Origin of the sequence: Endozoicomonas sp. SCSIO W0465, from assembly GCF_023716865.1 — a bacterium.
GTDB lineage: Bacteria > Pseudomonadota > Gammaproteobacteria > Pseudomonadales > Endozoicomonadaceae > Endozoicomonas.
Window position 1 is genome coordinate 2,543,654 of sequence record NZ_CP092417.1, and the last position, 24,327, is coordinate 2,567,980.

At 49.3% G+C, this 24,327-nt stretch carries 20 protein-coding genes and 1 pseudogene; 9 read left to right on the forward strand and 12 right to left on the reverse strand.

The window, feature by feature from the left end:
- Positions 1–193: 193 nt before the first annotated feature.
- The gene (locus tag MJO57_RS11005; RefSeq protein WP_252025304.1) at positions 194–892 is read right to left on the reverse strand and encodes a hypothetical protein; all 699 of its coding nucleotides are present in this window, start codon (positions 890–892) and stop codon (positions 194–196) included.
- 330 nt (positions 893–1,222) lie between these two features.
- Positions 1,223–3,727, reverse strand: a complete 2,505-nt coding sequence (locus tag MJO57_RS11010; RefSeq protein WP_252025306.1) for a hypothetical protein — start codon at positions 3,725–3,727, stop codon at positions 1,223–1,225.
- A gap of 310 nt (positions 3,728–4,037) precedes the next feature.
- Between MJO57_RS11010 and MJO57_RS11015 the strand changes: the two genes are divergently transcribed.
- The 5 genes and pseudogenes from MJO57_RS11015 (at position 4,038) to MJO57_RS11035 (ending at position 8,748) form a co-directional block, all read left to right on the forward strand.
- Entirely contained in the window at positions 4,038–5,300 is a 1,263-nt protein-coding gene (locus MJO57_RS11015) for an IS66 family transposase (protein ID WP_252025308.1), read from the forward strand.
- Positions 5,301–5,434: 134 nt separating this feature from the next.
- Positions 5,435–5,719: pseudogene (locus tag MJO57_RS11020) on the forward strand (transposase); the annotation flags it as partial.
- Positions 5,720–5,877: 158 nt separating this feature from the next.
- Positions 5,878–6,351, forward strand: a complete 474-nt coding sequence (locus tag MJO57_RS11025; RefSeq protein ID WP_252025310.1) for an FAD-binding protein — start codon at positions 5,878–5,880, stop codon at positions 6,349–6,351.
- A gap of 14 nt (positions 6,352–6,365) precedes the next feature.
- A complete protein-coding gene (locus MJO57_RS11030) occupies positions 6,366–7,862 on the forward strand; it encodes an FAD-binding protein (RefSeq protein WP_252025312.1) in 1,497 nt (498 codons plus the stop codon).
- A 109-nt stretch (positions 7,863–7,971) separates the two neighbouring features.
- Entirely contained in the window at positions 7,972–8,748 is a 777-nt protein-coding gene (locus MJO57_RS11035; RefSeq protein ID WP_252025314.1) for a ferredoxin--NADP reductase, read from the forward strand.
- 33 nt (positions 8,749–8,781) lie between these two features.
- On the opposite strand, the gene MJO57_RS11040 is transcribed toward MJO57_RS11035, so the two are convergent.
- The 6 genes from MJO57_RS11040 to MJO57_RS11065 form a co-directional block, all read right to left on the reverse strand.
- Positions 8,782–9,945, reverse strand: coding sequence for a DUF3322 domain-containing protein (locus tag MJO57_RS11040; protein WP_252025316.1), 1,164 nt, complete (start codon positions 9,943–9,945; stop codon positions 8,782–8,784).
- A 166-nt stretch (positions 9,946–10,111) separates the two neighbouring features.
- On the reverse strand, positions 10,112–13,537 hold the full coding sequence (locus MJO57_RS11045) for an ATP-binding protein (RefSeq protein WP_252025318.1): 3,426 nt from the start codon (positions 13,535–13,537) through the stop codon (positions 10,112–10,114).
- The gene (locus tag MJO57_RS11050; protein ID WP_252025320.1) at positions 13,518–13,670 is read right to left on the reverse strand and encodes a DUF4194 domain-containing protein; all 153 of its coding nucleotides are present in this window, start codon (positions 13,668–13,670) and stop codon (positions 13,518–13,520) included. Before MJO57_RS11050 ends, MJO57_RS11045 begins: the two co-directional genes overlap by 20 nt.
- The gene (locus MJO57_RS11055; RefSeq protein WP_252025322.1) at positions 13,663–14,130 is read right to left on the reverse strand and encodes a DUF4194 domain-containing protein; all 468 of its coding nucleotides are present in this window, start codon (positions 14,128–14,130) and stop codon (positions 13,663–13,665) included. Before MJO57_RS11055 ends, MJO57_RS11050 begins: the two co-directional genes overlap by 8 nt.
- Before the next feature lie 29 nt (positions 14,131–14,159).
- Positions 14,160–15,605: a DUF3375 domain-containing protein gene (locus tag MJO57_RS11060; RefSeq protein ID WP_252025324.1), complete on the reverse strand. Its 1,446-nt coding sequence runs from the start codon at positions 15,603–15,605 to the stop codon at positions 14,160–14,162.
- Between the two features lie 198 nt (positions 15,606–15,803).
- Positions 15,804–18,923 carry an ankyrin repeat domain-containing protein gene (locus MJO57_RS11065; protein ID WP_252025326.1) on the reverse strand — a complete coding sequence of 1,040 codons (3,120 nt, stop codon included), beginning with the start codon at positions 18,921–18,923 and terminating at the stop codon, positions 15,804–15,806.
- Positions 18,924–19,310: 387 nt separating this feature from the next.
- Between MJO57_RS11065 and MJO57_RS11070 the strand changes: the two genes are divergently transcribed.
- The gene (locus MJO57_RS11070; protein ID WP_252025328.1) at positions 19,311–19,631 is read left to right on the forward strand and encodes a hypothetical protein; all 321 of its coding nucleotides are present in this window, start codon (positions 19,311–19,313) and stop codon (positions 19,629–19,631) included.
- A 7-nt stretch (positions 19,632–19,638) separates the two neighbouring features.
- Here the strand turns inward: MJO57_RS11070 and MJO57_RS11075 are convergent, their stop codons facing one another.
- The gene (locus MJO57_RS11075) at positions 19,639–20,691 is read right to left on the reverse strand and encodes an IS4 family transposase (protein WP_252025330.1); all 1,053 of its coding nucleotides are present in this window, start codon (positions 20,689–20,691) and stop codon (positions 19,639–19,641) included.
- Positions 20,642–20,767, reverse strand: a complete 126-nt coding sequence (locus MJO57_RS32730; protein ID WP_256493273.1) for a hypothetical protein — start codon at positions 20,765–20,767, stop codon at positions 20,642–20,644. The genes MJO57_RS11075 and MJO57_RS32730 overlap by 50 nt, the downstream gene beginning before the upstream one ends.
- On the opposite strand from MJO57_RS32730, the gene MJO57_RS11080 reads away from it, so the two are divergent.
- A complete protein-coding gene (locus tag MJO57_RS11080) occupies positions 20,766–22,097 on the forward strand; it encodes an IS66 family transposase (RefSeq protein WP_252025332.1) in 1,332 nt (443 codons plus the stop codon). The two genes, MJO57_RS32730 and MJO57_RS11080, sit on opposite strands and share 2 nt — an antisense overlap.
- Here MJO57_RS11080 and MJO57_RS11085 read toward each other — a convergent pair.
- The gene (locus MJO57_RS11085) at positions 22,064–23,578 is read right to left on the reverse strand and encodes an IS66 family transposase (protein WP_252017851.1); all 1,515 of its coding nucleotides are present in this window, start codon (positions 23,576–23,578) and stop codon (positions 22,064–22,066) included. The two genes, MJO57_RS11080 and MJO57_RS11085, sit on opposite strands and share 34 nt — an antisense overlap.
- On the opposite strand from MJO57_RS11085, the gene MJO57_RS11090 reads away from it, so the two are divergent.
- The gene (locus MJO57_RS11090; protein ID WP_252025334.1) at positions 23,577–23,732 is read left to right on the forward strand and encodes a hypothetical protein; all 156 of its coding nucleotides are present in this window, start codon (positions 23,577–23,579) and stop codon (positions 23,730–23,732) included. The genes MJO57_RS11085 and MJO57_RS11090 overlap by 2 nt on opposite strands.
- Positions 23,720–23,896 carry a hypothetical protein gene (locus MJO57_RS11095; protein WP_252025336.1) on the forward strand — a complete coding sequence of 59 codons (177 nt, stop codon included), beginning with the start codon at positions 23,720–23,722 and terminating at the stop codon, positions 23,894–23,896. Before MJO57_RS11090 ends, MJO57_RS11095 begins: the two co-directional genes overlap by 13 nt.
- On the opposite strand, the gene MJO57_RS11100 is transcribed toward MJO57_RS11095, so the two are convergent.
- On the reverse strand, positions 23,897–24,298 hold the full coding sequence (locus MJO57_RS11100) for a transposase DNA-binding-containing protein (protein WP_252025337.1): 402 nt from the start codon (positions 24,296–24,298) through the stop codon (positions 23,897–23,899).
- Positions 24,299–24,327: the final 29 nt, after the last annotated feature.

Genomic DNA, 24,327 nt, shown 5'->3' on the forward strand with positions numbered 1-24,327 from the left:
TCCACTTAATTTTTCAGGATAAAATCTACAGTTTTCAATTGGTTGTGTTTTTGGACGAGAACTAGCTACTTAGTCCAGCGTTCTTTTTTCTGTCCAATGGCTGGCGTTGCTATTTTTATCTGGTATTTTTAAAACCCCCATCAGATGTTTAAATGCATGATGTTACTGATGGGGGGAAGTTCAGGCAAAAAGCTTACACTGCTTGGGCAGACTCCGTCTTAAAGACTTTCCGCTCCTTAAGTTCATCTTTCAGTTCAGCTACATTGGTATAGAACTGGTTATACCATTTGCGCAGCTGGTAGACAGGTCCATCACCATCACAGAGTAGTGGGTTATCAATCCGGACTTTGTTATCCCAGATCTCAACATCTTCATAGAATGCTTCCTGAGCCTGCTGAATATAAGCCCGGGCAACCTCACGGTTCTGCTCATCAGTCAGTCCCGGAATTTTCTTGACCAGCACACCGTAGCGCAGGGTAAAGCTGTTCAGGTCAACAGGTACATGGCAATTCAGGAGAATTGAATGAATTGGCATACCGTTCATCTCACCAGTCATATCGGTAATCTGGTAAGAAGGACCATAATAGGTGGCGACTGTCTTCAGTTCACCCTCTTCAGCAAGGCGCTCACTCTTACCAATCATGATTTGCTCGGCGACATGGCCCTCAAATACATTGCAAAACAGTTTGATGGGTGCGCCATGAACCGGGCCAAAGTGAGCTTTATCAGCAACATTATCGACCAGCTCACGGCAGTTTGTGCCGATATGCATCTCGGCAATTTCCCAGTCAGACCACTCATCATCAAAGCAGGCTTTAATACGAGGGATAGCCTGTTCTGCAATGGGAAGGTTGCCTTCCGGATCGTTCCAGACAAACAGTAGATTTGCCACTGTTAAAACGAAGGCTCTTATTGGATTACAGACTGTTCCCAGATTGAACCTGGCTGAAGCACTTATCATTAAAGGCTCTCAGAGCTTTGCTCGGCAATTTGCCCTCAAGCCTTACATTGCGTGGTCCACATCCAATTTTCACTGCAGAGCAGTTCGGAAATCAAATAGAGCCAAAACGAATTCCCAAGCCATTAAAAGCATCGAACTTCCCCTGTGCAGAAGACTTGCAAAATTCTGATGTTGCGATTGTCCGGTGAGGAGTCGCTGGTCATCATCGTCTAAGTGGACGATTGCCGGAGAGGTCTGTTGATCTGAAGCAAACGGTGCTTCCTATGTATTGTGATGGTCCGTTTTCATTGGCATAAAACGATCAGCATTTTCCCTATGGGATGGGGAGGAGGTTATTTTTTCAGCAGTAAACATACAGAGAATGCCAAGCTGGCTTAAGGGTTCCTGATCTGGAGGTACGTTGAATACCCTTTTATCATCCATAACGACTTGATCAATCAGCTCTTGTGCATCATTTTCCGGCAATCGCTCTCTGCCATTGATCAGGCACCGGTAGTGACGTGTTCTTGCTTCTCCCTCTTCAACATAAAACACTTTGACTACAATCTTGTATTTCTGGGTAATTTCATCAGGTGGGAGCTCGGCATCCTGACTGGCTTTTCGAAAAGTTAACTGAAATTCCTGAGTTACATCATGAGCCAGCTTTTCGGCAACGTTTGCCCGATCATAGGGATCATGGAGCATTTTTAGCTGTATAGTTAGCACTTTTGGAATCTCTTCAACTAATAATACCTGCCGTTCCTGAAGAATGTCCCATAGCAGATCTCCTGTTCCCGTTTCTTTTGCTCTGGCAAGAGGGGTTGGGAGGTTGTGTATTGCATGTTTAAAGTTATTACGATCTATTGTAATTGTCTGGTGCACACCTTCAGGTAAAGGTTTAAAAGAAAGTGCATCATCCAGAATCCTTTGAAGTGAAAAAACATTGCTTTTAGCTTGCTCAAGTGAAATCGGGACGGAATAAATCAACGTGTCAGGTGTGACGGTAGCTTTTATTGGGTGGGTTTCGGTGATATTTCCCGGAGTTGTCTGCGGGTCATCGGTTACTGTTACTATATCGGAGCCCCTCATGATCCGTCGCTCAGTCAATACCCGAAATGCACATTGATTCAGCTGTTCCCTTGGGATAACTAATTTTAACAGCGGTGCTAAAAACTCTGCAGAATCCTGTTGAGGCAGATATTTCAGGGGAAAAACTGATAGCGTATCTTTTTGATCGGTTTTTTTCGTCTTTGTCTCTTCTGATTTTTTCTGTAGAGTTTGCCCGGATATAAATTTTATAAATCTTTCCTGGAAATCTTCAAAGCCAACGAAAATATCATCAGCAGCGCAGGCTGTACATAATGTTAATAACAGTTCATAGGTGTTTTGCATGTCCGGGTACTGCTTATTACGATACTGGCTTTCCATAGTGATCAGGGAGTTTCTGATAGCGGCGGTAAAAAGTGCTGTTTTGGAATCGCTGTCTGACGCTTTTTTGAGTAATGTCAGGCATGCTTCAGGAGAGAGATTTTTCAGAAGAATGGTTTCTTCTGCTGAGGCCAGTGATGCATACCTTTCGTCCTTGACACCTTCTGGGTCACACTCAATAGTCTCTGGATGAGGCGACGCTGACAGTAAATGAATATAGGGTGAAACCAGAATTTGCCAGACCGAAACTGCAGCAAAGCAGGTGTTGTTATAGTTTGAAAAACCCGCCATAGAGTCTACTGGCGAGAGGTATGAGTCCAGGCAGGGGGGAGTGAAAATCTTAAGAAGTCGCTGTTGTTCTCTTCTTTCTGCCGTTTCCTGTATGGCTTGTTCATCGACGTCAAGAGCTGTTGTTGCCGTGGTAATACCGTTTCTCAGATTCCATAAAACAGGAAGGTATGCTAACTCTTCTGCGGTTGGGTCGAGTAGCGTTTCCAGGGCAGGGGGAATAACATCAAAGTCATAATATTGTGCGTGGTATTGCAGCAAATTGACGGGAGTCCTTTTTGGGTAGGTTTTAGCATCAAATATCTGTTGGAATTGATCTTCCCCAAACCTTATGTAGTAATGTTGTAAAATTTTCTGTATAGCACTGTTCATATTATTCAGATGTACGGGATTTATGCTTGGCATTGAACCTTTATAGCGACGACATGCACTTAGCGTTGAGAACAGTATATGCTGGATTAATATCCTCAGTTCTTTGGGGAATCGGTTCCAGTATTTTTCCGACTGGTTATCAATTATTTGAATCTTTTGGTTCAGGTAATCAAGCCATTCTTCATCTGTTGTGTTTTGATTCATGCCTGCGCAACATTGAATCAATGAATGTTTTATTTTTAGCCATGTACCTTCTCCATTTATGATTACTTTCAGACTGTCTATTATTCCCAGACTTCCGATTTCCAGCCCACTTTTCATCTGTGATTTTTTTTCTTCTATCACTTTGGGTTTTTCTGCGGGTGAAGGCTGCTCATGCAGCGTTAACGCTTCATCAGATGGGTCCGGAATGGATGGTGTTATTTTTTTCTGTTGGGATAGTAACGGGCGTAATTGGAATCTACCTGCCATTTGATTCGAGGTTGAACGTTGGCAAAGCCTGGTGTTGTCAGCGTCTTGTATCGTAAGATTGTGCAAGCTGTTGACTTTTCTAAAGCAACATTCTTTATTATGCAGTTTCAAAGTACGTTTCGGATTGAGTGCCGTTATATCCTTGTCGGGATAATGCTCTCTGTGGAGAAGGGAATCATGTGATCTGGAGACAGCGTAAGAGCGTTCAGGTGAAATTCGATGATCCATAAAAAGGTTCTTTGTTGGAATAAGAGCTCATCCAGTGTAGTTCTGCAAAATATTACGACTTGTTGTCATTAATATAAAAATGAAATGAAAACTATTCTGATATTAAGAATGACACAGTGAGTATTACCCCAAAGGAGCAGCACTTTTCAGAATTAACCGGACTAAGTAGCTGGCCATATGGAATCGAATATTTCTGGCTACTCAGGGTCGTTAGTCTTTTTGTAACTGTTCAGCACCCCCACATAAATCTGGAATTTTCTGATTTTTATACCATCCTCTTAAGCACCATTTTTCCACAATATTCGCCAGCATGATTCCAGAACTACCCGCAACTATGTCGGCTGAGATTCTCTTGAAAGAGAATGCAGAGCTGCGGATGAGAGTTGCCTGTCTGGAAGAGCGATGTCGAGAATTGGAAGAAAAGGTTGGCAAGAACAGTCAAAACAGCAGCAAGCCGCCATCGTCTGATGGTTATCAAAAACCTTGTAAAAACAGTAATTCTCCAGATCATTCTGACGACCTTTCCGCAGATAAAGGTACCGATCCATCGGATGAAAAACCCAATCCTAAAAGTCTGAGACAGTCTTCTGGTAATAAAGTCGGTGGAAAGAAAGGGCATCAGGGCACTTGTCTTAAACAGGTCGATATCCCTGACTATATTGAGTACCTTCCGGTTAAAGAATGCAATAAATGTCAGGCGTCTCTTCTTGATAGTGAGCCGGTCAAATATATTGAACGACAGGTGTTTGAACCAGGGAGACCGGGTGAATTTGAAGTAACGGCCCATAGAGCTGAAGTAAAAATCTGCACTTGTGGTTGTCGGAATCAGGCTGAATTCCCGGAAGGTGTTACCGCTGCCGCACAATATGGCTCAGCCACACAGGCTATGGCCGTCTATCTTAACCAATACCATTTCCTGCCTTTTAAGCGCGTGTCAGAGTATTTTAATACTCTCTATAAAATGAGTGTAAGTGCAGGCACTGTCGCCAATTTTGTGGCCAGAACCTATGAAAATCTGGCTTCTACTGAAGAGGTTATTCGTGACGCCTTGCGGGAATCGTCTGTTGCCGGAGCCGATGAAACGGGTATGCGGGCCGAGGGCTCTTTGCACTGGCTACACGTTATGCGGGATGAACAATGGACGCTCTACTACTTGTCTGAAAAGCGAGGTCGTGAGGCCATGGACACGATGGGCATACTGCTAACATTTGCAGGCGTTCTGGTTCATGATCATTGGAAATCCTATTTTGCATATGCGGCAACTCACGTACTTTGCAATGCCCATCACCTGAGGGAGCTTTTGGGTGTTGTTGATAGGGACAGCAATCAACTGGCGTTGCGATTGATGAAGCTACTGAGGCTTTCCTGGCATTACTGCAAGGGCTTTAAGACCATAGGTATGCTACAGATGCCAAGTGTTGTCTGTGAACGAATCGAGAAGATTTATGACCGGTTGCTTCAGCGGGCTCTAATGAAAGAAGTCGTCTATATGGAGAAGCAACGAGAGGAGCTTAAGCGCAAGAAAGTCAAGAATACTAAAGCTTACGGCTCTTTTCGTATTGCAGACTGCTGATTTCATAAATCAGGCTGGAATCCTCCTGTGGCAGGGCTTGGCAATATTTAGCCAGCAGTTTCCTGAAGGCATTGTATATCAAGGCCTTTGGCCAATTTTCATTGCAGAGCAGTCTGTAACCCGAAAAGAGCCAAGCTTACAATCTCTTCAAACGACTCACTGAGTTCAAGGCTGAGACACTGCGCTTCATGTCAGATTTTACCATTCCCTTCGATAACAATGGCAGTGAGCGGGATGTTCGAATGGCCAAGTTAAAGCAGAAAATCTCAGGCTGCTTCAGGAGTGCAGACGGTGGTTCTATGTTTGCACGGATTCGCAGCTATTTGTCGTCTGCCAGAAAACAGGGAATGGACATATATCAATCACTTCATAGAGCTGTTCGGAATTACTGTAATATGCCTTTGCTCAGTGCTGAATAGTTACGTCTTTTTAAAGGATGAGAGTTTAGCTGATGGCGGCAATAATCCATCATTGACGTCGCCTGCCTTTGTGGTCCACTTCAGCAGTCCACTATAGATGGATTATGTCACCACATTCATGGCGATACCAATAACCTTCCTTATTCCCGGACAAGGCTATGCACAATAATAAAAAAAACAGGAGCAAACCCTGGGACACCATTGTTGATGTGGTTGTCGTGGGATCTGGTGCAGGTGCATTAACTGCCTCACTGCGAACCCATGATCTTGGTCTGAAAACATTGGTGGTGGAAAAGACCAGTCAGTATGGCGGTACCTCAGCCATCTCTGGCGGCGGCATCTGGATTCCGAACAGTTTTCAGATGCAGTCAATGGGCATCAACGACTCAGATGAGATGGCCGTTGATTACATTAAACGGGTGGCTCTTTTCGTATTGCAGACTGCTGATTTCATAAATCAGGCTGGAATCCTCCTGTGGCAGGGCTTGGCAATATTTAGCCAGCAGTTTCCTGAAGGCATTGTATATCAAGGCCTTTGGCCAATTTTCATTGCAGAGCAGTCTGTAACCCGAAAAGAGCCAAACGGGTTATCGGAGAAGAGCCGGGTGATGGTCGTATTGAGGCTTATGTAACCAATGCGAAAAAAATGCTCCGTTACCTCGAAGAGAACACGCGGGTTCGCTACGAAGCCCAGTCAGCCTATGCGGATTACTACCCGGAACTGCCAGGGGGAATGCCGGGCTATCGCTCCATGGATCCCATCCCTTTCCATGCCGGTAAACTGGGCGGTGAGTTTGCCAACTTAAGACCGACGACACCCGCCACACTGATGCTGGGGCGAATGGCCATGACCATGAAAGAAGCACGAGTATTGCTCTGCCGTGGCAAAGGTTTTCTGCTGACCAGTATGAGAATCCTGTGGCGTTATTACCGGGATATTTTCTGGCGTTTGAAATCCGGACGGGACCGTTACCTTACCATGGGCAATGCGCTGATTGCCGCTTTGCGAGCTTCTATGCTGGATAGAGATATACCTTTATGGTTGAACAGCCCGATGGAGTCACTGGTGAATGCAAACGGTCAGGTTATTGGTGTAGTGGTTAACCGTGATGGCAAGCCGGTCAGGATCAAAGCCCGAAAAGGGGTGATCATCGGTGCCGGAGGCTTTGAAAGTAATCAGGCCATGCGGGATAAATATCATCCTCAGCCTTCCCGGACTCTCTGGAGTGCTGCGCCAGAGGGTATTAATACAGGGGATGGTATCCAGGCTGGTCTGAACCTTGGGGCAGCAACCGCATTAATGGCACACAGTTGGTGGGCGCCGACCAGCCATGTTGCGGGTGAAACCCGTTCCAGGGCCATGTTTGTAGAGCGCGCTTTACCCAACTGCATTCTGATCAATAAAGACGGCAAGCGCTTTATGAATGAAGCGGCTCCCTATAATGATTTTGGGGACGGCATGTATGGCACTGAATCTGTACCATGCTGGTTTGTTTTTGATGCCCAATACCGTCATAAATACCCCTGTGGTGCTTTATTGCCAGGCTATGCCGTGCCGGATAAGGCGGTTCCAAAGCGCTATAAGAATTTCTTCCAAAAAGCACAAAGTCTTGAGGCACTGGCAGAAAAAATCGGAGTGGATGCTACCGGGTTGCAGGAAACGGTTACCAATTACAATCATTACTCTGCAGAGGGCAAAGATCCTGAGTTTGGCAAAGGGGATTCTCTGTTTGACCGTTATTACGGTGACCCGAATACCTCGCCTAACCCATGCCTTGGCCCCCTGGAGAAAGGCCCGTTCTATGCGGTTAAAGTCAATATTGGCGATATTGGCACTAAGGGTGGCTTGGTGACCGACGTCGATGGTCAGGTACTTAGAGAGGATGGCAGAGCAATCTCAGGACTTTACGCGATTGGTAATACCTCCGCTTCGGTAATGAAGCAAACCTATCCCGGTGCCGGTTCAACCATTGGACCCGCGATGACGTTTGGTTATCTCTCGGCGAATCATATTGCCCGGCGTCAGGTGGATGCACGAACAGTTAAAGCTGGTGACCTGGCAGATCAGAATACTCAGGGGCATAAAAACGCCGTTGTAGGTGAAAACTCTAGGAGGCCAGTATTTTTACCCGGACTTTGCTAAAGTTACCCTTGGTTTTGAGGACGCTGATAGAAAGATCTGGCGCCTCCTTCGGATATGGATTCCGAAATCACCCTTGGTAAGGACGCAAATAACGAACAAGAAGCAGGGTATGTCAGCATTTAATCAAGAAACCGTATTAACCGTGACGCATTGGAGCGATACACTGTTCAGCTTCACCACAACCCGAGACCCATCGTTCAGATTTCATAATGGCCATTTTGTTATGCTCGGCCTTGAGGTTGAGGGCAAACCATTGATGCGGGCATACAGTATTGCCAGTGCCAACTATGAGGAGCACCTTGAGTTCCTTAGCATCAAGGTACCTGATGGGGCCCTGACTTCCAGGCTTCAACATGTACAGCCGGGGGATTCGGTGCTGATGAGCCGCAAGCCGGTTGGTACGCTGATGGTGGGTGATTTGAAGCCAGCCCAAAACCTGTTCCTTTTTGCTACCGGAACGGGCCTTGCTCCGTTCATGAGTATTATCAAAGACCCGGAAACCTATGAACGGTTTGACAGGGTCATACTTGTCCATGGTGTTCGCTACGTCAGTGAACTGGCCTATCACGACTACCTGATGGATGATCTGCCCAACCATGACTATCTGGGAGGGGAGATACGTCATAAGCTGGTCTATTACCCAACGGTTACCCGTGAGCTATTCAGAAATACCGGCCGGCTGACGGACCTGATTACCCATGGTCAGCTGTGTAATGATCTGGACCTTCCACCACTGAATCCAGAAACCGATAAGGCCATGATTTGTGGCAGTCAGGCCATGCTCAATGATACCTGTGCGATTCTGGATAATCTTGGCTTTACAGCATCCGCTCATCTCGGTGATGTAGCTGATTATGTTATTGAAAGGGCCTTTGTTGAGAAATAGCTCGTTTCCGCTTCAGATGAAGGAGCAGACAAATCACAAAGCGTCGAGCAGCCAGCCATAACCGATACGCTCCTGCTCCAACCTGAGGTTTTTTCCGTGTCGGTTGTTTTTCAGGGCTGAAAACAGTTGCTGTTCAGTGGGCGTTAAGTGGGCAAGTTCACCGGTAAATCTTTTGTTTTCCGGTTCCTCTGTACATAAATCCAGATGCCGGGTCAGAGTGGTTTCATCCATCAGCAGTGAGCGGGCCCGGGGGAAGTGGTGGCGTAAGCGGGACAGAATGGCAAAGCCGTGGGTATCAATATCTCCCCAGTAACTGATCTCTTTGCTTCGTAACCAGTCAATGAGCGACAGTGATTGAATACCATAGCCCAGCCCGAAAATAACCATGGCGTCGGAAACCGCTGGAAAGGCCAGGCCGTTGACCTTGTTTTCGGTAATAAACACCCTGCCCACACCCGGGTCGATAAACTGGGAAACCGGTACGGTGATGTCCGTTACCAGTGCAGCACTGTCCAACAGGCGGTAGCGGATTAATGGCTCATCGAAGCGCAAACCAAAACGTCGTTCAAAGCCATTTTCTGCCAGTCCGGTAATGGTGGCGTCAAAATCTTCCGGGTCCAGAACCTGACTCAGCAGCTCTGATAAGACGCCCTTGTGGTTTTCGATAAATTTGCTATCAACGCCCTGAATATCCAGCTGTCGGATATAACGACCGGGTTGCGGATTCAGTTGAAAGTAGCGGCAGACCTTCAGCAGCTGTGGCCAGCTGTCTGCCAGCTCCAGGGCCTTTAATGGTTTCAGCTGCAGCCAGGGCAGTAATCCGGGGAATGCCCGGCGGGTAGAGCCTGCCAGTTCATCAAATTGTCGAAAGGCTTTTACCTTGCCGATAAAACCCAGCCAATCCTCCCGGTCAACAAAGTGAATCCGCACAGGAATGCGTTGCGGGCCCAATTGCTGGTGGTTGATACTGCGGTATTCCAGGGTATAGCCACTGCCTTTGACTGCCTTGCTGTGGTTATGCAGCAGGGCGATCCAGTCCCGGACTTTCCCATAGTCCTGGCTGAGGGTTTTACCGGATGGTTTGCGAAAGGCGATCTCCAGTGGGAACAAGGGTTCATCACGGAGTACGCTTTTTAAAAATGCCCCCGATGTCCAGGGCCGCAGAGCTTTTTGTTGCAGTTCTTTCAGGGATATCATGCTGGCAATTGACCGGACTGATTATAATGAGCTTAACCTGCACTGTAAGAGTGATTGGCCACAGAGGCACGGCGTTTTAAACGCTTCTTTTTGTGTCTCTGTGTTGTGTCTCTGTGTTGTATCTCTGTGTTGTGCCTCTGTACCTCGTGGCAAAAAAGCAGGTAAATTATTCAGGCACTAATGTAGTGGCTGAGTCCGCATCGGCTTCCCTCTGCTGCTGCCGTTCCTGCTCCTGCTGTTTCTCCTGGCGGTATTGCTCAATGGTCAGGTTGCGCAGCATGGAGTGGTTGCCCCCCTGGTTATGGACAAAGTGGACAGAGTTAACATAATCCTCAATCACATGGATTTTCTGCAGTGGAGTGACAATGAGCAGTTGCAGGTTCAACTTGCGGAACAGCTCCAAACCATAGCGTGCGGACTCATCGGAGCCACGGCCAAAGGCCTCGTCGATCATCACAAAACGAAAGGAGCGGGAACGGTTTTCCCCCCATTCAAGCCCTAGCTGATAGGCCAGGGCTGCCGCCAGGATGGTGTAGGCCAGCTTTTCTTTCTGGCCACCGGATTTACCACCAGCATCGGAGTAAAACTCCTTCTCCGAGTCGTCTTCCCGATAGCGTTCCGAGGCATTGAACAGAAACCAGTTGCGCACATCGGTGACCTTGCGGGTCCAGCGTTTATCCAGTTCGGTCTGGCCTTCCCGGCCATTGAACCGTTCGACAATGGTTTTCACCTGCAGGAACTTGTTTTCTGCATAGGCATCGTCGCTGTTATCGGCGCTCAGGGTATCCCCGAGACAGTTGCGCAGATCGATTTTAAACTGGTTGATTTCCGGGTCACGGTGATTGTCAGCCACCAGCCGTATATAAGTCCCTTCACTGTAATCAATGGCCGCCAGAGAGCGATTGATGGTGGCAATTTTGTCCCGGATGGTCTGTTGCTGGTGGTCCAGCCAGTTCTGGAACATGGCCATATTATGAATGGTGCCCTCATTCAACATCTGCTTGAAGCGCTGTTCATGCCGGGGCAGGTCTTCCCCCTGCAGGGTGTCCAGCATGGCAGAAAACTCGGCCACGGAGCCCATGGCGGCATCCACTTCACGGGTTTCCTGGGGGTAGGCGTTTTTATAATCGGCCATCTGTCCGGTAATTCTGGCGGACAGTTCCCTTGCTTTATCGACTCGTTTATCCAGTCGATTTTGTAACCACTTCCGCATGTCGACCTGACAGCTGTCGCAACTCTCAATAGTGATTTTCCGCTCACCCAGGGCATCCGGTTCCATTTCTGCAAGCGTTGGAAAGCTCTGTTCCCGCAGTGCTTCCGGCAGTTCTGCCAGCTGTTTCTCGGACTGTTTCAGCAGGTTGCGGTCCTGCTTCAGTTTCTCTTCGGCGGTGCCGGACTCCCTGGCCAGTTTCCGCTCCTGATCTTCTTTTTCCCGGGTTCTGGCCTCGCACTTTTCCAGTCGCTCCCGCAGGGTGCGTAGAATATCGGAGCCGGATTCCAGCTGCTGCTTTTCCTGCTCCAGGGAGTCTATTTGTATCGCCAGGGGCTGCCAGTGGATGTCGGCAAAACTGGTCACCTTCAGCAATAGCTCCAGCTGCAGCTGACGATGACCCAGTTGTTTCATCTGCTGGCTGAATCGGGCCTGGGCTGTAGCGGACTGCTGGATTTGCTCTTCCAGCTGTTGCCGGGAAGCCTCCAGAGTGAATATTTTCTCCCGGTTGCTCCAGCCCAAAACAAAGCGGGACCGATCATCGATACGGTAACGGTCGTCTTTCTCATGGCGGCTGCCACCGCTTTTGATCTGTCCAGAGGTGGTAATGGCCCGGGTTTCCCGGCGGAAATCATCCAACTGGTCGCAGCAGATATAGTCAAAGCGCTGGGCCAGTTCCTGTTCCAGCCAGGTGTAGAACTGGCTGTCGGTTTTGATGGAAACCTTACGGCAGAGTGATCGGGGATCAATAGGGTCAATGGCGCTGCGGGCAGGCTGGCGAACCCGGTAGTAGACCAGTCGTCCCTTCAGATGAGTGCGGTCCACATAGTCGGCTACTGCCTGATAATGCTCATCGGGTACCAGCAGACTCAGGGCGAAATTATGCAGGACCCGTTCTACCGCACCTTCCCAGTGCCGGTCTTCCTCCCGAACCTGCAACAGCTCACCGGCAAAGGGCAGGGTAGATTCCGGCAGATCCAGACGATCACTCAGGGCCTGACGAATGGCCAGGTTGCGACTGGGAATATTGGACTGACGGCTTTTCAGAGAGGTAATTTCCTGTTCCAGCTCCTGATGCTGGTGGCGCAGGGATTGCAGCGTTACGGCATGTTCCACCTGACGGTTCTGCAGTTCGGCCTGCTCTTTTTCCAGGGACTCCTGGCTGCTTTTTGCCTGCTGACGATTGTGGTAAAAACCATCGTCGTCCACTGGTTCCGGTAGTTCCAGTGTCCGGCAAATGCCCAGATAGTCATCGCAGGCCCTGGCAATACGGCTTCGTTCCCGGTCGAGCCGTTCCAGTTCGGTTTTCAGTTCCGACAACCGCTGGCCACCGTTCTGGTCTATGGCCCGTTCCAGCTCCCGGCTGGTGGTGCGCAGCACTTCAATGGCCAGGCGCAGTTCCTGCAAACGGGCCTCCAGCTTTTGTTGTTCCTGCTCACGCCGTTCAATACGCTGGGTCAGCAGAGTGATTTTTTGATCGGCAAAATAGCCGTACAGCGCCTCACGACATTGGCGCAGGGAAGCAATCCCGGCTTCCAGCGCCTCATACTGGTCACAGTTCTGAATCAGTGGCGCCAGCAGGTCAATCTGCTGGCGGGCTTTCAGAACGGCTTCATGGGCCCGGTTCAGGTTGTCAAACTGACGGCTGAGTTCGTTGACTTTCTCTTGCGCATCGGTGCTTTCCAGCATATGACTGCGGACAAACTCGGTCAGGTTGCCAACCGATTTCATGGAGACGGTTTGATAGAGCAGTTCCAGGGCCTGGTCGTTGTCAATACCCATCTGGCGCCGGAACTCCGCCTGGTACTGGCTGAAGCTGTCGAACAGTTTGACATGGTCCATGCGCTTCAGTTTCTTTTTCAGATCAGCAATATCGCTGCCAAAGCCGCTGAACTGTCTGGCAATGGACAACGGTTTGCGGGCCACTACATAGAACCGTTCCGGTGTGTTGCTGTTGTCCCGGCTCCAGAATACCTGGGCCAGGGTGATGGTCTGGTCAAAGCCTTCGTTGACAAACCGGGCCAGCAGCACGCTGTAGCTGTTGTGGTCCCGCAGGGCCACCGCCTTGGCGCTGAGGGTGTCGTCATCTTTTGCGCTTTTATAGTAACCGCGCACATAGGAGGTGAGGTTACGTTCCCTGGTTTCTGCCCCGGCCGCCTTGTTGTAGGTAATCTTCTGGCTGGGGACCAGCAGGGTGGTCAGCCCGTCCACCAGGGTGGATTTGCCGGAGCCGATATCGCCAGTCAGCAGGCTGTTATCACCATCGGGATTGGCCACCCAGATTTTTTTGTGAAAAGTGCCCCAGTTCAGCACTTCCAGCGATGCCAGCCGGAACCCGGCCCGGATCGGGTTGTCGGAAAAATCAAACGAGTGTGTCTGCATGGTCCCGGTATACCTTGAGTTTGTCGTTAAAATCGGCCAGCCAGTCGGCGTCCACCAGTGCCTTGATAATACGGCGCACTTCCCAGGCGGGTGGATTACCGGAGAGTTTTTTCAGAAAGCCAAATTCAGCCACCTTGGTTGATGTGGGTGTCGATCTGGTCAAAAAGCCGGGCTTCATTGGCCCGGTCCGGCAGGAACACCCGCATCATCTCAACGATCTGCTCCCGGGTCAGGATCAGGCGGGCATCGCCACCACTGGCATCCTGCTCCACCATCTTTTTGCGCAGCAACACACAGAGCAGGCTGACGGGAAAACTCAGGGGGCGACGGGCCACCAGTTTGGGTAGTTTGGCCGATTCTGGTTTGTCTTCTGTTTCTTCGTCATTCAGCTGACGTAAAAAGGCATAGCCTTCGGCTTCATCCAGGATCAAGTCCAGCCCCATGACCCGGACATAGTCCAGTACCGGTGCGTGGCGTTCCTCCAGTTGCTGCCAGACGGCAGGGTTTTGATCACGGTAGACAACGCCTTTCATCAGATTGACCACTACCAGGCCAAGGCTGTCGGTGGCTGATGCCGGTTTTTCTTCACTCATTTCGATATGCCAAAAGCCAATGGTTGAAATTATCGGGTAAATATCACTGCAGGCATCCAGGCAGATTTTTCCCTGCCACTACTGTCCACCCAGGGTATAGCCTGAGTATGTTCCGTATTGACCAGCGCCCGGTCCGACTCCGACGCGATATGGAGATAGGCGACCACTTCACTGAGTCCTTTTTTCACCGGATACAGTTCCACCAGCTCAGACAGGGTAATCTGCGTGCGGGTATGCAGGGCGAAGCGGATCTGCCCCTTTAATACCTGTTCATCCACATAGTGCTGACGGTAGAGGGCGCTGGTATCCACATCCGCTTCACCCTCTTCGGGCACTTCATCAATGACCGGGCGCAGGGCCGGGCGGAATAGACCCCGAGCCATGGGTAGCTCTATTTCAGGCTTTAACGGAGCCAGGCTGGTAAACACTTTCTCCGGTGGTGGGTTCTGGCGAATAGCGATGGCGCTTTGTTCAATGTCCCGCACAATTTCCATAATCCGGCGGTTTTCCAGCCAGGCCTGGTCGTCCAGGTAACGGCGCAGCTGCTCCACTAACAGGGCGCAGGTGCTGTTGACTTTTTCCCCCGCTTCCAGCAGGCGGAAACGGATACCGTCCAGCAGAGGGTCCTGTTCCTGGTTCAGGGCATTGATCTCTGGCAGCACCAGCACTTTGTACAAAGTGTCCTGAAGTTCATCCTGACTGACCGGTGACATGAGCCAGCTCCAGAACGCCTTGAAACTGCGACCCTGGTCAGATTCGGTAATGGTATCCTGCTCAGAGAAAATGGTATCCAGCATCTGTCCCTTGCCGCTGTTGCTGGTGGTGATGCGTTCACGAACGCCCCGGTCCAGGGCCCGGAAGTTCTCCTCTACCTGACGGAAGTCGGACAACAGCTGTCTTGCCGTCTCTTCCGCCTGCAGGAATTTTTCCTTGATGCGGGTACTGTCGTGAGGAGCGATATGGCCATCCCGGAGCTGGGCGATTTTCCGTTCAATGGCCTGCTTCTCCTGTTCCAGTTGGGCAATGCGCAAGGTGGGGTCGGTTTCAGTCTCGTCGGCGATCTCCCGCAACAGGCGGAATATGGTCAGCAGTCGGGACTCGGTACCGACAAACTGCTTTTGCTCAAAGCTGGCAATCCACTCAATCACCTTTTCCGTGGCCGGCGTCAGGTCAAACAGTGGCTCATCACCAATGTTGGCCGCCGGATAATATTTGCGCAGATAACCCTGTTCACCACTGGACCAGTCGTTGAGATAGTCCCGTCCTTTGCGGGGAAAAAGCTTCTCGCCATTGGTTTCCCGCAGGTGATGGAGATAATCATCCAGCCGGGTTGCCAGTTCCTCGGCAGCGATGGAGCGCTGGTTGGTGGCGATAAATGTGCGGTAAAGGAAACTGATGATCAGTGGTGCGCTGTCCGCTTGCAATAAACGCCAGGCAGGATGGCTGCGCAGGCCGGATATCCGGTTGAAGTCCATGGTTCAGGGTGGTTGTCAGGTCAATGATAACCGGGTGATAGTAGCCGATTATCTTAAGTTACGCACCATTATGATGGGGATGATAGGGAGAATGGGGATGATGAGGATGATGGGGGGTACCGGGGCAGTCAGTAACGCCTCGCCGCACTTCGTTCAGTTCAATCGTGCCGCTGAATCTGGCAGCGCTGTTCCGGGACCTCAAGCCAGCTCGTTTCGCATTGAGTCAGCGAGGGCATTCAGTAGCGCGGTGATGCACCTGCCGTGGCTGTGTCTGACAGCACAGTTCAGGGGTGTCAAGTCATCGTCATTCTTCTCATTGATGTCAATGCCGGGGGCGGCCAGCAACGCCTTGACGCACTCTGTATGGCCTTTACTGGCAGCGCAGTGCAGAGGAGTCCAGCCATCGTTATTCTTCTCATTGATGTCAATGCCGGGGGCGGCCAGCAACGCCTTGACGCACTCTGTATGGCCTATGCTGGCAGCGCAGTGCAGAGGAGTCCAGCCATTGTTATTCTTCTCATTGATGTCAATGCCAGAGGCTGCCAGTAACGCCTTGACGCACTCTGCACGGCCTTCTATGGCAGCGCTGTTCAGAGCTGACCAGCCACTAATACTCTTTCCATTGACGTTAATTCCGGGGGTGGCCAGTAACGCACTGACGCACTTTGCGTGGCCATATCCGGCAGCACAGTTCAGGGGGGTCCAGCCATTGTCGGTCTCCTTATTAACGTCAATGCCGGGGGCGGCCAGTAACGCCATGACGCACTCTGCGTGGCCGTATCTGGCAGCGATGGTCAGGGACGTCCAGCCACCGTTATCCTTCTGATTGACGTGAATCCCGGGAACAGCCAGCAACGTCCTGATGCACTCTGCGTGGCCGTATCTGGCAGCGATGGTCAGAGGCGTCCAGCCAAAGTCATCCTTCTCATTGACGTCTATTCCGGGGGCGGCCAGTAACACCCTGACGCACTCTATGTGGCCTTCTCTGGTTGCGCAGCCCAGGGGCATCCAGCCATCCCTGCATTTCTCATTGACGTTAATACCGGGGGCGGCCAGTAACGCCACAACGCACGCTGTGTGGCCGTATCTGGCTGCGCAGTTCAGGGGCGTCAAACCATCCTTATTCTTCCCATTGACGTCAATGCCGGGGGCGGCCAGTAACACCTTGACGCACTCTGTATATCCGTACCGGACTGCGCTGTTCAGGGGGGTCCAGCCACACTGTTTGCCATTGACATCAATGCCGGGGGCGGCCAGTAACGCCTTGACGCACTCTGCGTGGCCATATCTGGCGGCGCTATTCAGAGGCGTCCAGCCATGTGGATTGGGATTGACGTCAATGCCTGGGGCGGCCAGTAACGCCTTGACGCACTCTGTGTGGCCGTATCTGGCCGCGCAGTTCAGGGGCGTCAAGCTATGCTTATTCTTCTTATTGACGTTAATGCCGGGGGCGTTCAGTAACGCCTTGACGCACGTTGTGTGGCCGTATCTGGCAGCGCTGAACAGAGGCGTCCAGCCGAAGATGTCTTTTTGGTTAACCTCCGGGTTGTCCAATTCCAGCAGGTATTCCAACCCGGGTAAATTACCGGAACGGGCAAAGAAAGCCATGGGGGTTTCCTGTTCATCGTTCAAGCGACGGGTCAATTGATCGCAACGACCGGTTAACAACAGATTGGACAGGGTTTCTGCCTGCTTCAGCTTAAATGCCTGGTTGAATAGCTGCAGACAATCGTTGGGGGGCAACAATTTTTTTATGTCGTCGTGTGAAAAATCGGAGATCTGCCAGCTGGCCAGTTTTTTTGTGATTGGCGAAATATCTATTCCTTGTTGTTGCAGCCTCAGCAAGACCGGCTTCAGCAGTGGTGTATTGATCAGCCAGTCCAGAGCGCCCGGAGCAATGCCCGGAGCAATGGTTGTTTTATCAGAGGCAAAATGATCACATACGCACTGACACAACCTTTCTTTAAAGATGTTGTCGTTTTTGATCAGCTTGTCACAGAGCTGGTTGGCAAGTGCCTTAACCATCGCGGGTGTTTTACCTAGCTGTTTGATGGTGGTGTGTTGCAGGAAAAACAAGGCAATATGTTCAGCCTGATCCGTCTGCTCCATCGCCTGAGTGAGCAGGGCATAAGCGGTTGACTCAGGCCAGGTTGAAAAGTCAATCAACGTTAAATAAAGTAATGTCAGCGTGGTGTGATTATCTGCGGCAAAACTACAAGCCTGCCCTGCGGACAAGCGTTGGTCATGACGAAATACCCAGAAGAAGAGTTCATTTATTGTCCCGATATACAATAGCGAATCGACGCCTTGGGGAGTAGCGGTGAACACCCGGGCTGATGACTCACTGAAATGGTGGGCCGCCCAGGCCAGTAACTTCTCCCGATACCGGCCAAGGTGATAGTTGCCATTGCTCGTTTCCTCGATCATGGCCCAAATATCAAGCGACTGCTCTTCTGTTGTTTTCAGTAAATGATTGACCGGTTTAAAGAGTGTGCTTTCAAGAATACCCGTTCTGTCTGAAGTCAGTTCAGCGGGAACAATCGCTTCGTTTTCCCAAGCCTGCACTCCCATTTTTTCAAGGGTTGCGCTCAGTTGATCTGACCACTCTGACGAGAGTTTACGCAGGATGGTACAGGCATTGACAGACAGGGGGGCAGCAGAAAGAAACCGCCGGGTCAGGACATCACTCAGACTGTTCGGTGCCATTGGGTCAACGATGGGAGCAAGCCCCAGAGGCTCACATAAAAGATTGTGAAAGCTGTTGAACCAGTGAATTTCCATGCTTGGCAATAGCGTAATCAATCCCTCCCGTTGCTGATCAAGCAGGAATGACTGAATAAATTGATGAAACAGCTCACTCCTTATCTTGTAGAGTTTCCCACCCAATCCTGCCCGGGAGGCTTCAAGATTCAGAAAACTTTGACTGAAGCGGCTATGAACACCGGCAGGGCAATACTCAATACCGTTCAGGCAGTCATGAAGCACAGAGGCAATATAATCTTTGTTGTCAACGGTTGGATCGTTTTGTTGATCCTTAAGTTGCATGACTAACTGATGAATCTGGAAACGCGTTTCACGATACAGGGGCAGCAGGCTGTCTTTGAGATATTCAGGCGGTGATTGCAGTTTGTCGTAAAAAGTACTGATTGATTCGTCGTACTGATGATTAACAAAGTGGGATGCCTGTTGCTTCATTTCCAGAATATCACTCAGGAAACGGGATTTTATCTCAGGAAAAGAAGCATGGGTTTCCAGTTCCTCGTAACGATGAACCTCGGGCAATTCAATATATTCCGGTTGATGGGCAGTCGTTTGCATTGGTGACTCTGCAGACGTAACCGGTTGCCAGGGTTGGAAAAGTCTTGAGTGGATTCCTGTATTTAAAGAGAACATGAATTTGGCCACTTATATCTCTTTTGCAAATATATGACTCCAAAATAGTGGGGAAGTTGCATAATAGAGATAGTTGTAAATGAAGTGGTTGAATTAGCGAGACATCAGCATTTGAGAGACTGTGGTGGCAATAAGAAAAACAATCGCCATTGTTTACGGCATTGTTTGCGCGGCGGATATTTAATTGATCTACACTGGTTCATGATCATTACATTAATCAGATGTCTTATATCCTTACATTTGTTAATTCATCTCATACCGTGTGCTGTTATGAACAAGAAATTCCTAATGTCCGCTTGCTCCTTGTGGATTATGGCTGCGTCTGCAGATACCACCACCACTCAGAATGTTAGCTTTCAGCAATGGGCTAACGACAATTGTCTTAATACGGTTGGGGATGTATTTATCTATCACAATAAATACACTGGCAAGACCGATTATTTTCAATTAACTACCCTTGGCCCGAATGGAGGGTATTGCACCTATTTTCCTACGAACGAAACCAGTAACCACTATTGGCGATACCTGCCGGACGAAGCCGCCGCTGAAACCGCTGCCCTGGCCAATGCCGCCTTGCAAAAACAACCACCGACCACCCTGGCACAAATCGAGCACCCCCCCTCAATGACCTGACTCTTGATCACATCTCTCCAGCGCTGAACTGCCGGGCTATCTGCCAGGTTTTTACCCGATCCTGCAATTTCGCCCAGCCTTCCCATACCACTAACCAGCCGGGCTGCCCTGTATGCTTTGAATCACCCCAACCACCAAGCCGAGCAATCGTTTGAAGCAGCCAAGTGACTGTTGGCGGCTTATCGGGCAACGCTTTTTTTTCATAGGTTAGCCAGAGAACCTGCCATTCATCATCACTGACCACCTCATTCGCGAGTGTTTTTTCACTCCAAAGCTTTCTGTCTTTGTGCTGCCTGTCATTCGGTAACATTAATGCTTCACGGATTTGCATTAGTCTGACAGCGACAAACATTAATATGACCGCAAGTCGTTCAATGTTATCCGGAGATTGCAGACGAAGCCTTTCTACTCCTGCTCCCGATTTCCAAGCCTTATGGAACTCTTCTATTCGCCATCGGAGCTCGTAAAATCGAATGATAGAGCGACAGTCTTCGAATGTTTCAATATCTTCAGTTGTCAATAGTACCCAGTGCAAACGGTCTTCGGAGTCATTGCCAATCTCTTCAGCCGACACAATATTCATAGTTACCGGTTCCGGCCTGCCGCCTGGCCTTTGCGGCGCCTGTATTGTCATCTTCTTTCTTTTGACCTGCAGCGTTGCCTTTCGCTTCTTTCTACCTCCTTTTTGAGGAACCACTATCGTATATTTCCCCAACACTTCAGTCTGAGCTAAGGAATCAAATAATAAGAGTTCGCCATCCACCAGGATTCTGTTTTGTGTAGCTCTTACAACAAACCGCTGTCGGTTATCCAGTTTGTAGTGCATATATTCGTATATATCCGCCTCCCGGTCGCAAACACTGATGATGTCAGGCATTTTACCCCCCATCCTTTGTTCTGTGTTTTCAGAGGCTCTTTGCCACTTAAAGCTTTCCTTTCCCTCGTAAGGTAGCTGACGACGTTGGTTCTTTTTCCCCCGCTGAACGTCCTCTCTAACCCATCGTTCTTGATCAATAAGCCCAATGCTTCGCTCTGTATCCGCATCGTAACTGTTCAGCACCCCCACATAAATCTGGAATTTTCTGATTTTTATACCATCCTCTTAAGCACCATTTTTCCACAATATTCGCCAGCATGATTCCAGAACTACCCGCAACTATGTCGGCTGAGATTCTCTTGAAAGAGAATGCAGAGCTGCGGATGAGAGTTGCCTGTCTGGAAGAGCGATGTCGAGAATTGGAAGAAAAGGTTGGCAAGAACAGTCAAAACAGCAGCAAGCCGCCATCGTCTGATGGTTATCAAAAACCTTGTAAAAACAGTAATTCTCCAGATCATTCTGACGACCTTTCCGCAGATAAAGGTACCGATCCATCGGATGAAAAACCCAATCCTAAAAGTCTGAGACAGTCTTCTGGTAATAAAGCCGGTGGAAAGAAAGGGCATCAGGGCACTTGTCTTAAACAGGTCGATATCCCTGACTATATTGAGTACCTTCCGGTTAAAGAATGCAATAAATGTCAGGCGTCTCTTCTTGATAGTGAGCCGGTCAAATATATTGAACGACAGGTGTTTGAACCAGGGAGACCGGGTGAATTTGAAGTAACGGCCCATAGAGCTGAAGTAAAAATCTGCACTTGTGGTTGTCGGAATCAGGCTGAATTCCCGGAAGGTGTTACCGCTGCCGCACAATATGGCTCAGCCACACAGGCTATGGCCGTCTATCTTAACCAATACCATTTCCTGCCTTTTAAGCGCGTGTCAGAGTATTTTAATACTCTCTATAAAATGAGTGTAAGTGCAGGCACTGTCGCCAATTTTGTGGCCAGAACCTATGAAAATCTGGCTTCTACTGAAGAGGTTATTCGTGACGCCTTGCGGGAATCGTCTGTTGCCGGAGCCGATGAAACGGGTATGCGGGCCGAGGGCTCTTTGCACTGGCTACACGTTATGCGGGATGAACAATGGACGCTCTACTACTTGTCTGAAAAGCGAGGTCGTGAGGCCATGGACACGATGGGCATACTGCTAACATTTGCAGGCGTTCTGGTTCATGATCATTGGAAATCCTATTTTGCATATGCGGCAACTCACGTACTTTGCAATGCCCATCACCTGAGGGAGCTTTTGGGTGTTGTTGATAGGGACAGCAATCAACTGGCGTTGCGATTGATGAAGCTACTGAGGCTTTCCTGGCATTACTGCAAGGGCTTTAAGACCATAGGTATGCTACAGATGCCAAGTGTTGTCTGTGAACGAATCGAGAAGATTTATGACCGGTTGCTTCAGCGGGCTCTAATGAAAGAAGTCGTCTATATGGAGAAGCAACGAGAGGAGCTTAAGCGCAAGAAAGTCAAGAATACTAAAGCTTACAATCTCTTCAAACGACTCACTGAGTTCAAGGCTGAGACACTGCGCTTCATGTCAGATTGTAACTATTCAGCACTGAGCAAAGGCATATTACAGTAATTCCGAACAGCTCTATGAAGTGATTGATATATGTCCATTCCCTGTTTTCTGGCAGACGACAAATAGCTGCGAATCCGTGCAAACATAAAACCACCGTCTGCACTCCTGAAGCAGCCTGAGATTTTCTGCTTTAACTTGGCCATTCGAACATCCCGCTCACTGCCATTGTTATCGAAGGGAATGGTAAAATCTGACATGAAGCGCAGTGTCTCAGCCTTGAACTCAGTGAGTCGTTTGAAGAGATTGTAAGCTTTAGTATTCTTGACTTTCTTGCGCTTAAGCTCCTCTCGTTGCTTCTCCATATAGACGACTTCTTTCATTAGAGCCCGCTGAAGCAACCGGTCATAAATCTTCTCGATTCGTTCACAGACAACACTTGGCATCTGTAGCATACCTATGGTCTTAAAGCCCTTGCAGTAATGCCAGGAAAGCCTCAGTAGCTTCATCAATCGCAACGCCAGTTGATTGCTGTCCCTATCAACAACACCCAAAAGCTCCCTCAGGTGATGGGCATTGCAAAGTACGTGAGTTGCCGCATATGCAAAATAGGATTTCCAATGATCATGAACCAGAACGCCTGCAAATGTTAGCAGTATGCCCATCGTGTCCATGGCCTCACGACCTCGCTTTTCAGACAAGTAGTAGAGCGTCCATTGTTCATCCCGCATAACGTGTAGCCAGTGCAAAGAGCCCTCGGCCCGCATACCCGTTTCATCGGCTCCGGCAACAGACGATTCCCGCAAGGCGTCACGAATAACCTCTTCAGTAGAAGCCAGATTTTCATAGGTTCTGGCCACAAAATTGGCGACAGTGCCTGCACTTACACTCATTTTATAGAGAGTATTAAAATACTCTGACACGCGCTTAAAAGGCAGGAAATGGTATTGGTTAAGATAGACGGCCATAGCCTGTGTGGCTGAGCCATATTGTGCGGCAGCGGTAACACCTTCCGGGAATTCAGCCTGATTCCGACAACCACAAGTGCAGATTTTTACTTCAGCTCTATGGGCCGTTACTTCAAATTCACCCGGTCTCCCTGGTTCAAACACCTGTCGTTCAATATATTTGACCGGCTCACTATCAAGAAGAGACGCCTGACATTTATTGCATTCTTTAACCGGAAGGTACTCAATATAGTCAGGGATATCGACCTGTTTAAGACAAGTGCCCTGATGCCCTTTCTTTCCACCGGCTTTATTACCAGAAGACTGTCTCAGACTTTTAGGATTGGGTTTTTCATCCGATGGATCGGTACCTTTATCTGCGGAAAGGTCGTCAGAATGATCTGGAGAATTACTGTTTTTACAAGGTTTTTGATAACCATCAGACGATGGCGGCTTGCTGCTGTTTTGACTGTTCTTGCCAACCTTTTCTTCCAATTCTCGACATCGCTCTTCCAGACAGGCAACTCTCATCCGCAGCTCTGCATTCTCTTTCAAGAGAATCTCAGCCGACATAGTTGCGGGTAGTTCTGGAATCATGCTGGCGAATATTGTGGAAAAATGGTGCTTAAGAGGATGGTATAAAAATCAGAAAATTCCAGATTTATGTGGGGGTGCTGAACAGTTACGTCAGATTTTACCATTCCCTTCGATAACAATGGCAGTGAGCGGGATGTTCGAATGGCCAAGTTAAAGCAGAAAATCTCAGGCTGCTTCAGGAGTGCAGACGGTGGTTCTATGTTTGCACGGATTCGCAGCTATTTGTCGTCTGCCAGAAAACAGGGAATGGACATATATCAATCACTTCATAGAGCTGTTCGGAATTACTGTAATATGCCTTTGCTCAGTGCTGAATAGTTACTCCGCATCAACCAAGAAGACAGAGTGGACGTGGAATCCTCTGGTTTTAGAGCCTTCAGGACCTCCAAGATCACCAAGCTCGGATCTGACAGCATGTTTATAACCCAGGGTTGTTGTATCTTCGAGAGCCAGAAGTAGGCGAGACTGTCTCGCTATTTTGGCAGTTGCCTGAAAGCCTGCCTCAGCTATTGCTTCAGGCTTTACGGCCTCATTCTCAATCAGCCGGTAAGCTCCAGTTACCAGTGCGGTATAACCTTCGCATGAAGATGACAAAGAATTACCGGTATGAGCTGAAAGCTCGGCAGCAACTTTGACAAGTCGTTTTGTACGTCGAGTATCGCCCAAATCAGCACATCCAAAAGTTAGTTCTGACCATGGTTTAGGAGAAAGTGGAAGCATGACCTGTTTTATCAGTGAGAAATGATAGA

Bases quoted from the DNA above. Each gene is read 5' to 3' on its own strand.
- MJO57_RS11070 (WP_252025328.1), top strand. From the start codon at position 19,311: ATGGCTGCGTCTGCAGATACCACCACCACTCAGAATGTTAGCTTTCAG.
- MJO57_RS11060 (WP_252025324.1), bottom strand. From the start codon at position 15,605: ATGGACTTCAACCGGATATCCGGCCTGCGCAGCCATCCTGCCTGGCGT.
- MJO57_RS11080 (WP_252025332.1), top strand. From the start codon at position 20,766: ATGATTCCAGAACTACCCGCAACTATGTCGGCTGAGATTCTCTTGAAA.
- MJO57_RS11085 (WP_252017851.1), bottom strand. From the start codon at position 23,578: ATGATTCCAGAACTACCCGCAACTATGTCGGCTGAGATTCTCTTGAAA.
- MJO57_RS11055 (WP_252025322.1), bottom strand. From the start codon at position 14,130: ATGAGTGAAGAAAAACCGGCATCAGCCACCGACAGCCTTGGCCTGGTA.
- MJO57_RS11015 (WP_252025308.1), top strand. From the start codon at position 4,038: ATGATTCCAGAACTACCCGCAACTATGTCGGCTGAGATTCTCTTGAAA.
- MJO57_RS11045 (WP_252025318.1), bottom strand. From the start codon at position 13,537: ATGCAGACACACTCGTTTGATTTTTCCGACAACCCGATCCGGGCCGGG.
- MJO57_RS11100 (WP_252025337.1), bottom strand. From the start codon at position 24,298: ATGCTTCCACTTTCTCCTAAACCATGGTCAGAACTAACTTTTGGATGT.
- MJO57_RS32730 (WP_256493273.1), bottom strand. From the start codon at position 20,767: ATGCTGGCGAATATTGTGGAAAAATGGTGCTTAAGAGGATGGTATAAA.
- MJO57_RS11040 (WP_252025316.1), bottom strand. From the start codon at position 9,945: ATGATATCCCTGAAAGAACTGCAACAAAAAGCTCTGCGGCCCTGGACA.
- MJO57_RS11065 (WP_252025326.1), bottom strand. From the start codon at position 18,923: ATGCAAACGACTGCCCATCAACCGGAATATATTGAATTGCCCGAGGTT.
- MJO57_RS11025 (WP_252025310.1), top strand. From the start codon at position 5,878: ATGCACAATAATAAAAAAAACAGGAGCAAACCCTGGGACACCATTGTT.
- MJO57_RS11035 (WP_252025314.1), top strand. From the start codon at position 7,972: ATGTCAGCATTTAATCAAGAAACCGTATTAACCGTGACGCATTGGAGC.
- MJO57_RS11095 (WP_252025336.1), top strand. From the start codon at position 23,720: ATGGCCAAGTTAAAGCAGAAAATCTCAGGCTGCTTCAGGAGTGCAGAC.
- MJO57_RS11030 (WP_252025312.1), top strand. From the start codon at position 6,366: ATGCTCCGTTACCTCGAAGAGAACACGCGGGTTCGCTACGAAGCCCAG.
- MJO57_RS11010 (WP_252025306.1), bottom strand. From the start codon at position 3,727: ATGGATCATCGAATTTCACCTGAACGCTCTTACGCTGTCTCCAGATCA.
- MJO57_RS11090 (WP_252025334.1), top strand. From the start codon at position 23,577: ATGCTGGCGAATATTGTGGAAAAATGGTGCTTAAGAGGATGGTATAAA.